We start from the raw sequence: 12400 nt of genomic DNA, 5'->3' as shown, positions 1-12400 counted from the left end.
GTAAAAGCCTCCAATAAAATATATTTTATAGATAGACAGTAGGCAATACGGTCTAACTTTACCTTACTATTCTATCAAATTGTAGCAGAATTGCAAGCATTTTCTATCGTTTTTTAATTTATACCCCTTCTACAAGGGCTACTCCCCCCGCTTGTAACACTTTTTTTAGTCCAGTTCCCTCTATACCATTGGCTAAAATGACTTGCTGATCTCCTGACAGGGGCACTGACTTTTCCCCTTGGTTGAAATAGATCGTAAGTGACTGATTGCCATCCTTATAAGTCATGAGAAGTAACTGATCTTCCGTAGACTGAAGTGAGAATGTTCCCGTCAAAATAAGATGTTGATAAGACTTCCTTAGGTGAATCATTTCTTTCACAAATGCTTGTAACTCTTTGTCCTGCTGTTCTTCTTTCCAAGGCATAACCCTACGACAATCTGGATCTTCCCCACCAATCATCCCAACTTCTGTTCCATAATAGATGCACGGGCTTCCTACTTGGAAGAACAGAGCAACCAAGGCTGATTTTACTGCATCCGTATTTCCATTGGCTGTCGTCAAAATGCGTTCTGTATCATGTGAATCCAAAAGATTAAATAACACTTCTCTTGACTGTTGACGATAGGTGAACCGCTGACTATTCAAGGAAGCGAGGAATTCATCACATGTTTGTTCTCCCTTGAGGAAGAATGTTTTTATTGCGTTGGCAAGCGGATAATTCATTACTGAATGGTACTCGTCTCCAACCAGCCATGATTGAGCACTATGCCAAATTTCTCCCAGGATAAACAAATCGGATTTGACAGATAGAACTGTCTTACGGAATTCTTTCCAAAATTGATGATCAATCTCATTAGCTACATCCAAGCGCCAGGCATCGATGTCACATTCCTCAATCCAATACCGGGCAACACCCAAAAGATAATTCCTCACTTCGGGGTTTGATGTATTTAGCTTGGGCATTTTTCCTTGAAAGGCAAAGGTCTCATAATGCAGATTTTCTTTACCATCATGAACTTCAACCAATGGAAACCGATCAATGTGAAACCAATCTCGATAAACTGATTGCTCTCCATTTTTAAGCACATCCTGCCACTGCTTAGATTGATAACCAATATGATTAAACACAGCATCTAACATGACCTTAATGCCACGCTTATGAGCTTCCTTAATCAGCTCCTTCAAGTCGTCTGTAGTACCAAATTGAGGATCAATTTGATAGTAGTCACTCGTATCGTACTTATGATTGCTCGGCGCTATAAAAATAGGACAAAGATACAAACCTGTGATGCCCAAGTCTTGTAGATAGTCTAAATGCTCAGTAATTCCTGCTAAATCACCACCAAAAAAATCACTTGTAGTGGGAGCCAAGTCTGGATTCCAATCTCTATACTCCTGTTTATTAGTATTTTTCTTTCCTCTAGCGAACCGTTCAGGAAAAATCTGATACCAAATTGTTTCCGAAACCCAACTTGGTACTTGACATCGATCAGCTTCATGCAAGTAAGGCAACTTGAAACCGTTCATAAATTGACTAATGTTATTACTTGTAGCATCCAGTGGACCAACATCTCCAAATAGAATCTGTTGCCCATTATACCCCGTCAATTCAAACAAGTACTGCAATCTGGCAAAGTCAGCTCCGACTTCCACTTGCCAATAATCAAATAGCTGATCACTAGCTACAATTTCCATTTCTGTTTGGTATTGATAGCCTTGTTGGTAAAAAATAAAGGGGTCTCCATGGTGTACACGTATTGACTGTACATTATTCCTTTTGGTTCTAAAACGAAGATGAACCACATTTTTCTTATATAAATATGCATATTCTGAATCAGGACGATGAAAAAGAGCTGTCAATTCTATCATAATTGCTACCTCCTAGCCTACCTATTTTAACATTCTTCCAATATTCATGCAAACGTTTTCTTTGTCTGGTGGTAACTATCGCATCAAAAAATATTCCCACGAAATGAAAAAAGGCATCCGTATAATTTCCTTACGGACGCCGATTCTATGTCTTTTTTGGAAGGTATGCAATTTCATACTTGAAGAAAGCTTTCCTTGCTTTCGATACATTCAAATTCCTATCAACTAATACTCAATAGTCAAGTTGATAATAGGGTTGCATGGGTATAGTGGCCCCAATACTCGAAGCATATACCCACTGTTTCCCTTCCAATTGTCCGAAATCTTCTGCTTTACCTGTAAGGATAATTCCAGCAAATTCAAGTTTATTGATATCTTCTTGCTTAGTAAAATCAGTTTCTCCGAATTTGTCTACATAGCTCTCTAAGATTCCTCTTGCTGAAGGAGACAGGCTATAGTTACCATTATATTCCAGCAAAGTTTTCATAGCATTAATTGGACTTTTATATGGAAATTGCATATCTGAATATTCCTCTTGCGTTACTGCAACTACATCATCAGAATCCATTCCAAATATGCTGACCAAAGGCAGGTCTTCTACTCTTGTTTGACTGCTATTTGCTCCTATCCAATACCAATTTTTTTTGAGATTGCTAGGAATCATATCTTTTATTTCCCTAAAAGTGTATTTCCTATCAAATGTAATAGCTATCTCGACCAATTGGCCCTGCATCTCTTTAACAAATGATAATTCATTTCCTGCACGATTGTCAAGGCATTCGGTATTATAGAAAACTGGAATTTTGGAATTACTATCTTGATGATACTGATAGTCACCAGAGGTTAGCGGAAAGTATTGTCCAAAATTTGAAAAGATTCCATAAATACTATACTCTACCTCCAAATGCCCAAATGCAATTGGGACACCTGCAAGATTTTTCAATAATGAATAATCGATGTAGCCTGAGACAATACCTGTCTGGTTCACGAAGGTCATGTTTGGTTCTACATTGGGATATGCCACTTGAAAAGTTGCATCAAATAATTCCTCTGCTTGCTTACTACGATAATCAGAAAAAATACGTAATGCAAAAATTCCACTTACCAATAAAGTAAATACTAAGCAACTAGCGAGGAGAACTGTTTTCCACAGTTGTTTTCGTTTATTTTTCTTCGTTGCTATTTCAAAAGATATCATCTTCATACCCTCTCTCTTTTAATGATTTCGCCACTTGTTTTCTAGCTCTAAACAGATGAATTTTTACCCAACTCTGACTGTAACCTAAAATATGCCCTATCTCCTTGACACTCATATTTTGAAAATAGTAAAGGTCAATCACAACCTTGTCTTGACTAGGCAACTCATTCACTGCTTGATAGAGCTCCTCATAGTTTTCTTGATCATATAGAACAAGCATATCTTGTCTGAAAAAATCTCTCTGAAGAATTTCATGATAGCGTTTGTCACGTCTGTACTTGTCAATATATGTACGGACTGCTGAACGATACAGCCAAGCTCGCATCTTTTCAAAAGGAAGGACAATATCTGATTCTAGAATTTTTACAAGCACATCTTGAGCAATATCCTGGCTATCCGCACGTGTTGCCCCTGATTTTTGCAGATAAAAGGAAATCTCCTCTGCAATGGCAACAACTTCTTTTTCATATTCATCTAGTTTGATGATCATCTCCTCCTTTCACTTATATAACGAATATCATCCGAAATGGTTACACACTTCCAAATTTTATTATACATTTTTAGAGCAGTAAAAAACAACCTCCGAAGAAGTTGTTTTCAATCAGTTAACATTAACCTGAATTACGAAGTCCTGTTGCGACACCGTTAATCGTAATATGGATGAGACTCTCTTGCTCCTTACTAAACTCTCCACGACGGAGACGGCGAATCAATTCAATCTGAATATAATTCAACACATTAAAGTATGGCATACGATAGTCAAGACTGGCTTTAAGGAAAGGCAACTCTGCCAATAGTTCCTCATTTTGTTCAATAGATAGAATCATATTCTTGGTCAATTGCCATTCATCTAAAATGGTGTGGAAAACACTTCGCACTTCATCGCTTTCACACATTTTGGTATATTCAAAAGCAATATTCATATTAGATTTTGACAGTACCATATCAACATTCGATAAGAGCGAACGGAAGAAAGGCCAAGATTCATACATTTTTTGTAATTTTGCCAAATTATTTGGGTCTTTATCCACAAAGCGTTTGAAACTAGAACCAACTCCATACCATCCTGGCAACATTACACGGTTTTGAGACCATGAGAATACCCAAGGAATCGCACGGAGACCATCTATTTCAGTAATTGTCTTTCGCGCCGCTGGACGAGAACCAATATTTAAACTAGAGACTTCTCGAATCGGACTGGCCGTAAAGAAATAATCATAAAAATGCGGATTATTGAAAACAAGGTCACGATAGATTGTGTAACTTTCAGAAACAATTTCATCCATTGTTTCACGATAGTTACCAATCTCATTAGGATCAGTAATCATTTGTGTTACCATACGATCCAAGGTTGCTGATACCAACATTTCTAGGTTATAGTAAGCTGCATCCTTATTTCCGTACTTATTACCAATGACTTCCCCTTGTTCAGTCAAACGAATCCGGTCTTTAATGGAACCGAATGGTTGAGAGGTAATCGCATCATATGATGGACCACCACCACGTCCAACTGTACCACCACGTCCATGGAAAAACGTAATATTGACTCCATTTTCTTGACCAATTTTCGTCAGTTCATTTTGAGCCTTGTATAATGTCCAACCAGAAGAAAGGTAACCACCATCCTTATTTGAATCAGAATAACCCAACATAATTTCTTGATAGTGTTTATTGCCTGCAATCCAGCGTTTTGCCAAGTCCAATTGCAAGTACTGGCGCATGGTATCTGAGGCATTATCTAAGTCTTCAATTGTTTCAAAAAGTGGAACAATCTGAACACGCGCCTTATCTGAATCAACCAATCCAACTTCTTTCAATAATACAGCTAATTCCAATAAATCAGATACACTTTCTGAGTGTGAAATAATATGTTGTTTGATAACTTCCTCACCCAGCTTATCCTTTAACTCCCTAGCTGTAGAGAAAATAGCCAATTCCTTCTCTAATTGCTCGGATTTTGGAACATAGGTTGCCGAGAGAATACGTGGATCTGTTTCTAGTTGTTTTAATAGGACATGACATTTTGCCTCTTCAGATAGACTAGAATAATCTTCAACGATGCGTGCAGATGCAAGTAATTCAGCAACACAAGCTTCATTGATAGAAGAATCTTGGCGCATATCAATTGTAGCTAAATAGAAACCAAACGCCTCTATCGCCTCCAATAACTCAGCCAAGTCACCTTTGATTAATGCTGCAGACTTGTTGTCAATTAATGATTGTTTAATCGCTAGAACATCTGCTTTAAACTCACCAACATTTGCGTAGCGCACATCTGAAGCCTTATTGTAAACAAAGTAATCTTTTGTATTTGCCAGTTTCATCTGAATGTAGTGGAAGGCCCGACGATAAGGTTCATTTTCACGATAGACCGAAGCATCCTCAGACAAATCAGCAAGATATTGCACAGCAGGACTAACCTTAGTGATGGTTGTAGAAAGTGAAAAATTACGATACAACTTTTCCAATTGCTGGTCATAGTAATTCATGATCACTTCGCACTGTGTTAAGGCTGATAGTGTCAAGGTTTCAGCCGTAACAAATGGATTTCCATCACGGTCACCACCAATCCACATTCCCATTGTAATGGGGCGAGGATTCATCAACTGAATTCCTTTTTCAGCGGCCAGACGTTTATATTCTAGTTGTAGTTTTGTAACTGCTTTGATGAATGAGGAATTGTAATACTCCATTACATTGGTAATTTCATTGGTTACCTTTAGTTTTTTCTCACGCGTCATTTCTGTCTGCATGATAATTTCAACATAGCAACGCAATTCATCTTCCCATTTTGTACGATTCAATAATCCCATCTTAACATCGCGGTAGCGACGCAAGAGTTCATGAATGTGTTTAGTTAAATCTAACATAGACTGACGTTGAACTTGTGTCGGATGGGCAGTTAATACAGGAACAACATTTAGTTTTTCTAAGATCTCGGCAGCATCTTCATGTTGAGATACCATATCAATAGTGGCTGAAATTTTCCCTAGATAATCTTGTCCAAGATTGTTTTGGTGATTAATTTCAAAAGCTAAATCGACATCTTCGGAAATATTGATTAATAAAGGTAGAACAGCAAAATACCTTGAAATATCTGTCAACTCATCATTTGTCAATTGTCCAATAATCTGAATCAACTTAGAGTAATCATCTTTGACAGATAATTCTTCTAGCTGGCAAATAGCTGCAAATGTATCCTCAGACATCATTTCACGAGCCACATCTTGTAAGATATTCGTCAAAATCGTCACTTCTTCACGGATAGCTTCTTTATTGTTATAATTTTCTAGCTTTTGGGTAGACATCTTTTCACCTCATGTTTTTCATAAATTAGACAAATGTTCTTTCAACTTCTTCTTCAATCAAACGACGTTTTTCTGTCGCATCAATATTTAAAACAAACCCAATTCCGATGGAAATAATCAAGAGACTAGAACCACCCTGCGACAAGAATGGGAAAGTTACACCCGTAGCGGGAATCAATCCAGAAATTCCTCCTATGTTGATAAATGTCTGAATTAAAAGCATTCCTGCCATACCAAGCGCCATCATCGAATTGAATGGACTGCGAGCACGAACACCAACTACAATGATGCGGACAATCAAAAAGAATAGTATAGCCAAAATGAGACTTGCTCCTACAAAACCAAGTTCTTCTATGACAATAGAAAAGGCAAAGTCTGTATGAGCCTCAGGCAGATAGCCTTTTTTCTCAATTGAGTTTCCTAAGCCAAGCCCAAGCCAACCACCATTACTCATCGCATAGTATGAATGAGTTAATTGCAAACCTGAACTGGTAGCATTACCAAAGGGATCGAAATAAGCTGCAAACCGTCGAGCTATATAACCAAAAAGTGGAATTTTCTCAACAGTTTCTAATCCAAGAATACGAATGGCCCCAAGTACAACTCCGGAAGCAGCAACAATTCCTATTAAAGCGGTTGAGAACCATCGATAAGCGATGCCACTTACACTAATCATAACAACAATAATCAGGGTGATAATTGTAGCATTTCCCAAATCCGGCAGAGTGGCAACCAATCCAAGAAGTAGAAGGCTAATAACTCTCCAATCTGTAAACTCTCTTGGAATCCATCTTCCCTTAATCAAAGACAGGTAATCATATGTCCGAATATCAGATTGTTTCTTAGCAAATTCATGTGCCAAATACCAAATGATAATCAACTTCAAATATTCAGCTGGTTGGAGACTACCTATACCAGGAACTGGTATCCAACCATGAGCCCCATTTATGGGAGTAAACAAACGAGAAATAGCAAGTAGAACAATTTCAATAAAGATAACGGAATAGATAACTGCTTTTTTCCGTAAAAAACTAAGTTTCATACGATAAATCGTATAAATCGCAATCAAGCTAACAACCCAAAAGGCCGATTGGTTAATCACCGTTCTAAATGGATTTCCCCCATTAATAATCTGTGTGGCACTAGTTGTTGAGTAGACCATAACCAACCCTATTATCGATAAAATAAAGTAGGGAATGAGTATAGAATAATTCAACAAGTGCCGCTTATCAATTTTCATTTATATTCCAACCTTTTCTGGAGTATGCTTATTATTATAGCATACTTTGTATAAAAATACTTATCACTTTCTATAAGATAAACAGTAAACATTCGGAACTAGACTATTGAATAATAAAATTGAATAATAAAATGGCCGAAGCCATTATGAATTATTCAAACGTTTCAAGATAGAACTCAATCTCATCTCCGTCAGACACCTTTAGGTCATTTGCACCTTTTTCAGCTAACTTTCCATTAACCTTATACATCCAATAGGTATTGGTACTGGTATCTTGACTGATACCGTCAATCTTGGTTATTAAACCATTGTCTTCTTCAATGTCATGGTGAGCTTTTAAAATATTCATCAGGCTATCACCTTGATTTGCCGTTACTTCTTGACGATTCACCTGATCTTTATTTGTAATTTGTAATGTGATATCAATTGTAGACCCGGATGTCTGGGACGATGTATTTGCACAAGCCCCCAACAAAAAGGTCAAGAAAAGAGTGAGTAAAATACTAATTTTTTTCATTTGTAAAATCTCCTAAAAACATGATAGATGATGGGATAAAATAATACGGTAGAGATCATGTGTAGAAAATCAAAAACTATTCCATTTAACCAATAGATTATCGGATGAATTCCGAATTGAATTGCAGTGAGCAAACTAATGGACATGCCATAAACAAAAACAAAGCAACCAGCTAATAGGCTCTGCAGCCATAACGGAGTTCTCTCTTTTAAGATTTGAGGGCGAATCAAAATCCACCAAATCAACTGAACGAGACCAAAACTGAGAACCTGCCATAGAACAACGACACCGAAACCAAACAATAAACCACTACCAATCATTGTCAGCCCCATCAAAATCCATCCTTCAAATAAGGTAAAATGGGAAAGACTCACTAAAAAAATAGCTGTTAAGGGTTTTATGTTGGGAAATGCTCCAAATACTATTCTCAAAACAATTGCTACCGCTGATAAAACAACCAATCGGGTTAATTTTTTTGTTGAGTACACCTCTTCCACCTATCTCATTTTGTTCTAAATATTAGCCTATCGTTTTCCTGTCTATAAGTCAAGAAAATCCTTTAAATACAATCTATCTTCAAACTATTTTTTTTGATTTTTCCAATGATTTACGGTAAAATTGGTTTGATGAGAAAGAAATTAAATCCAATCGTTGTTATCGGTTTCTTCCTGACCTTTTTTACCATCATTTTTATTTCTGGTGTGTATGGTAACAGAGCGACCGCCGGTAAAGAAACTACTATTACACAGTCAAATACTAATCCAACATCAATTGAGACAATTCCTAGTTCAAGCTACTATATTACCAACGCTCTTGAGATGAAACCTATTATTGATGTCTCGGCTTGGCAAAGACCGTCTGAAATTGACTACAAAACCCTTAGCAAAAACATTTCTGGCGCAATCGTCCGTATTCAAAGTGGCTCACACACTAAAAACGAAAATACAGCGACTGATAAAAATGGGTTAGATAAAGCATTTCATACTCACATTAAAGAATTTCAGGCTAGAAATGTCCCTGTTGCTGTTTACGCCTACGTTACTGGGAATAGTATTGATAGCATGAAAGAGGAAGCTCGTAGTTTTTACGAAGCAGCCAATAAATACAACCCCACCTTTTATTGGTTGGATGTTGAAGAACATACCATGGATGATATGAATGGTGGTGTCGAGGCTTTCAGACAAGAATTAGAATCTCTCGGTGCTAAAAACATTGGTATCTATGTCGGCACCTATTTTATGGAAGATCACAGTATCAATGTTGATAAATTTGATGCTGTATGGATTCCCACTTATGGCGATGATTCTGGCTACTATAATGCTGCACCAAATACTGATTTGGACTATGACCTCCATCAATATACCTCTCGAGGCTATGTGAATGGATTCGAGAATTATCTCGATTTAAATATTATTACTACTTTGAAAGATCCAAATGAAGTTTATCAAAAACTATTTACAACATCAGAATAAAATGGTACAATTTCACTAATTACATATACACAAAGGAGTGCTTCGGCTGAGATCGCAATATGCGAAATCCTCGAACCTGATCTAGTTAACACTAGCGTAGGGATTGTGTGATTTATAGAATGATATTCTAGTTCGCTATAAACACTCCTTTGTCTACTATCTACAAAGGAGTATTTTTATGTCACAATCCAAATTACGTGTTCTCACTGAAATAGCTATTTTTTCTGCCATTGCTCTTGTCTTTGACAAATTTCCACTCTTTACAATGCCACAAGGTGGATCGGTATCCTTAGTCATGCTTCCGATTCTACTTCTTTCTCTACGTCATGGATTGGGTATCGGAATACTTACAGGTGGTATAGTTGGAACAATTCAACTTTTTTATGGTGGTTATTTTCTAAATGCATTACAAGTTTTTCTTGATTATGTCCTCTCTTACGCAGGAATTGGTTTTGCAGGAATTGCCGCTACATCTCTACATAAACAAAGCAAATTGTCTCAAGCCAGTCTATTCATCAGCCTAGCTAGCCTACTTGGAGGAAGCATTCGATTATTAGCTACCTATTTGTCTGGAATTATTTTCTATGCTGACTACGCTCCTTCTGACAAACCCGTTTGGATTTATTCCTTTACCTACAATATCAGTTATATACTTCCTTCAACAGCAATTGCTTGCATTTTACTGATTCTCCTTTATAAAGCAAGACCAAATTTCTTTCGTGGTTAATAGATAATGCCTGTTAGATTGCTCTAGCAGGCGTTCTTTTTAATGATTTTCACTGGTTTTATGCTATAATGAGAACATTATAAATACATTTTGGAGGACAACATGACTTCTTGGATATCAAGAATAATTAAAGGTATGATTATTGCCCTTGGCTTTATCTTACCAGGTGTTTCTGGGGGCGTACTAGCTGCGATCCTCGGGATTTACGAACGAATAATAGGCTTTTTAGCAAATATTCGAAAAGATTTCAAAGAAAACTTTCTCTACTTTGTTCCTGTAGGGATCGGTGGAATCTTGGGAATTGCCCTCTTCTCTTTCCCTGTTGAATACCTCTTACAACATTTCCAAGTTCCTGTTTTATGGGCATTTGCAGGTGCAATTGTTGGTACAATTCCTAGCTTACTAAAAGAATCCACTCAGAAAAGCAAACGGGATCGTATTGATTTGGCTTGGTTGATTGGTACCTTCATCATTTCTGGACTCTTACTCTACAACTTGAGTGATCTTGTCGGAACACTTCCTGCAAACTTCGCAAGTTTTGTATTGGCAGGCGCCTTGATTGCATTAGGCGTACTTGTTCCCGGACTCAGTCCTTCAAACTTGCTATTGATTTTGGGTATCTACACGCCAATGCTCAATGGTTTCAAATCACTTGATCTATTTGGAACATTCCTACCTATCGCAATTGGTGGAGTCCTTGCAATGGTTGCCTTCTCAAAAGCAATGGATCATGCTCTTAAAGTCTACCACTCACGAGTTTATCACTTTATTATTGGTATCGTCTCATCATCTACTCTCTTAATTTTGATTCCACAGGCTAGCAACAAAGAATCCATCTCCTATGCTGGATCTAACTTTATTACATGGATTGCTGCCCTTGTTCTATTTGTCCTGGGAGTATGGTTGGGACTTTGGATGAGCAAATTAGAGGAAAAATATAAATAATGGCAAAAAAGGTCAAAATAAAGAAAACCTTAGTTGACCAAATTTTAGACAAGGCTAAGATCGATCATGATAGCCTTGTTTTAAATGCTCTTGAAGGTCAACTTCCACAAGGTATTGAAGAAAACAATATTTATAAAACCCTGGCACTGACTGGAGATAAAACTGGGCCGGTTATTGGAATTGTCCCAATCACTGAGCACCTGTCTGAGAAAAAATTAGCCAAGATCTCTGGCAATAAAAAAGTGAGTATGATTCCGCAAAAGGACTTGGAAAAGACAACTGGCTACATACATGGTGCCAACAACCCCTTGGGCATTCGTCAAAAACACAATTTTCCAATCTATATCGATCAATCTGCACTTGAAAAAGGCAAGATGATTGTTTCAGCTGGTGAAATTGGTCGGTCGATTCGAATTGACAGTCAGGTATTAGCTGATTTCGTGAAAGCTAATTTTGCAGATATTATTGAAGGGAAGAACGAGTGAAAATCTATTTTGTCCGTCACGGTAAAACCGAGTGGAATCTTGAGGGACGCTTTCAAGGCTACTCTGGAGATTCTAAGCTTTTGGAGGAAGCTTTCCTTGATTTAGAGTCACTTGGGGAATATTTAGCTACCGTTCCTTTTGACAAGATTTACTCTAGCGATTTACAAAGAGCTCATATCACAGCCGAGCGAATTGCTGACCTGAACCATTACTGTAAATCAGTAGAAACAAAAGCTGGTTTTCGAGAATGGAATTTCGGTCGATTGGAAGGAACAAAAATTGGACTTTTCCACGATATCTATCCCAAGCAGTACCATGCATTTAAACAGAATGTGGCCATCTTCCGAGCAGATATGTTCGAAGGGGAGACTGTTTCACAAGCTACCTCACGCTTCATCACTACTTTGAAAGAATCTATTCACGAGACAGATCAAACGATACTTGTCGTAAGCCACGGAGCTATTCTAACAGCTTCAATCCGAACCCTGTTAGGCTATCCACCAGCGCTCTTACGCCATCGAGGTGGTTTAGACAATGCATCTGTAACCATTTTAGAGACAGATGATTTTGAAAACTTTACCGAACTGGTATGGAATGACACGAGTTATCAAGAAAAACAGTAGATTTTTCTGCTGTTT

At 37.6% G+C, this 12400-nt stretch carries 12 protein-coding genes and 1 riboswitch; of the genes, 5 read left to right on the top strand and 7 right to left on the bottom strand.

The annotated features are described in order from the left end of the window. Window positions 1–118 precede the first annotated feature (118 nt). From D2A30_03140 to D2A30_03110, 7 genes are all read right to left on the bottom strand, one after another. Window positions 119–1867 carry an alpha-glycosidase gene (locus D2A30_03140; GenBank protein ID ULL21978.1) on the bottom strand — a complete coding sequence of 583 codons (1749 nt, stop codon included), beginning with the start codon at window positions 1865–1867 and terminating at the stop codon, window positions 119–121. Window positions 1868–2102: 235 nt separating this feature from the next. Next, complete coding sequence (locus D2A30_03135; protein ID ULL20659.1) at window positions 2103–3074, bottom strand: hypothetical protein; 972 nt, start codon at window positions 3072–3074, stop codon at window positions 2103–2105. Next, window positions 3055–3558, bottom strand: coding sequence for a sigma-70 family RNA polymerase sigma factor (locus D2A30_03130; GenBank protein ULL20658.1), 504 nt, complete (start codon window positions 3556–3558; stop codon window positions 3055–3057). Before D2A30_03130 ends, D2A30_03135 begins: the two co-directional genes overlap by 20 nt. 121 nt (window positions 3559–3679) lie before the next feature. Continuing rightward, entirely contained in the window at window positions 3680–6376 is a 2697-nt protein-coding gene (locus D2A30_03125; GenBank protein ULL20657.1) for a phosphoenolpyruvate carboxylase, read from the bottom strand. Between the two features lie 25 nt (window positions 6377–6401). Next, window positions 6402–7616 carry an FtsW/RodA/SpoVE family cell cycle protein gene (locus tag D2A30_03120; GenBank protein ULL20656.1) on the bottom strand — a complete coding sequence of 405 codons (1215 nt, stop codon included), beginning with the start codon at window positions 7614–7616 and terminating at the stop codon, window positions 6402–6404. A 151-nt stretch (window positions 7617–7767) separates the two neighbouring features. Then, on the bottom strand, window positions 7768–8133 hold the full coding sequence (locus tag D2A30_03115) for a DUF4430 domain-containing protein (GenBank protein ID ULL20655.1): 366 nt from the start codon (window positions 8131–8133) through the stop codon (window positions 7768–7770). Further along, the gene (locus D2A30_03110) at window positions 8130–8594 is read right to left on the bottom strand and encodes a hypothetical protein (GenBank protein ID ULL21977.1); all 465 of its coding nucleotides are present in this window, start codon (window positions 8592–8594) and stop codon (window positions 8130–8132) included. Before D2A30_03110 ends, D2A30_03115 begins: the two co-directional genes overlap by 4 nt. 165 nt (window positions 8595–8759) lie before the next feature. On the opposite strand from D2A30_03110, the gene D2A30_03105 reads away from it, so the two are divergent. The 5 genes from D2A30_03105 (at window position 8760) to D2A30_03085 (ending at window position 12385) form a co-directional block, all read left to right on the top strand. After that, on the top strand, window positions 8760–9605 hold the full coding sequence (locus tag D2A30_03105) for a glycosyl hydrolase family 25 (protein ID ULL21976.1): 846 nt from the start codon (window positions 8760–8762) through the stop codon (window positions 9603–9605). A 23-nt stretch (window positions 9606–9628) separates the two neighbouring features. Beyond that, window positions 9629–9725, top strand: a riboswitch (TPP riboswitch). 58 nt (window positions 9726–9783) lie between these two features. Beyond that, window positions 9784–10332, top strand: a complete 549-nt coding sequence (gene thiT, locus D2A30_03100) for an energy-coupled thiamine transporter ThiT (GenBank protein ULL20654.1) — start codon at window positions 9784–9786, stop codon at window positions 10330–10332. 102 nt (window positions 10333–10434) lie between these two features. Continuing rightward, the gene (locus D2A30_03095) at window positions 10435–11277 is read left to right on the top strand and encodes a DUF368 domain-containing protein (GenBank protein ID ULL20653.1); all 843 of its coding nucleotides are present in this window, start codon (window positions 10435–10437) and stop codon (window positions 11275–11277) included. After that, complete coding sequence (locus D2A30_03090; protein ULL20652.1) at window positions 11277–11762, top strand: aminoacyl-tRNA deacylase; 486 nt, start codon at window positions 11277–11279, stop codon at window positions 11760–11762. The genes D2A30_03095 and D2A30_03090 overlap by 1 nt, the downstream gene beginning before the upstream one ends. Then, a complete protein-coding gene (locus D2A30_03085) occupies window positions 11759–12385 on the top strand; it encodes a histidine phosphatase family protein (GenBank protein ID ULL20651.1) in 627 nt (208 codons plus the stop codon). Before D2A30_03090 ends, D2A30_03085 begins: the two co-directional genes overlap by 4 nt. Window positions 12386–12400: the final 15 nt, after the last annotated feature.

The organism is Streptococcus suis (genome assembly GCA_022354845.1).
Taxonomy (GTDB): domain Bacteria; phylum Bacillota; class Bacilli; order Lactobacillales; family Streptococcaceae; genus Streptococcus; species Streptococcus suis_AA.
This window is presented reverse-complemented; position numbering and strand designations above follow the sequence as displayed.

Bases quoted from the DNA above. Each gene is read 5' to 3' on its own strand.
- D2A30_03135 (ULL20659.1), bottom strand. From the start codon at position 3,074: ATGAAGATGATATCTTTTGAAATAGCAACGAAGAAAAATAAACGAAAA.
- D2A30_03130 (ULL20658.1), bottom strand. From the start codon at position 3,558: ATGATCATCAAACTAGATGAATATGAAAAAGAAGTTGTTGCCATTGCA.
- D2A30_03125 (ULL20657.1), bottom strand. From the start codon at position 6,376: ATGTCTACCCAAAAGCTAGAAAATTATAACAATAAAGAAGCTATCCGT.
- D2A30_03120 (ULL20656.1), bottom strand. From the start codon at position 7,616: ATGAAAATTGATAAGCGGCACTTGTTGAATTATTCTATACTCATTCCC.
- D2A30_03115 (ULL20655.1), bottom strand. From the start codon at position 8,133: ATGAAAAAAATTAGTATTTTACTCACTCTTTTCTTGACCTTTTTGTTG.
- D2A30_03105 (ULL21976.1), top strand. From the start codon at position 8,760: ATGAGAAAGAAATTAAATCCAATCGTTGTTATCGGTTTCTTCCTGACC.
- thiT (ULL20654.1), top strand. From the start codon at position 9,784: ATGTCACAATCCAAATTACGTGTTCTCACTGAAATAGCTATTTTTTCT.
- D2A30_03095 (ULL20653.1), top strand. From the start codon at position 10,435: ATGACTTCTTGGATATCAAGAATAATTAAAGGTATGATTATTGCCCTT.
- D2A30_03090 (ULL20652.1), top strand. From the start codon at position 11,277: ATGGCAAAAAAGGTCAAAATAAAGAAAACCTTAGTTGACCAAATTTTA.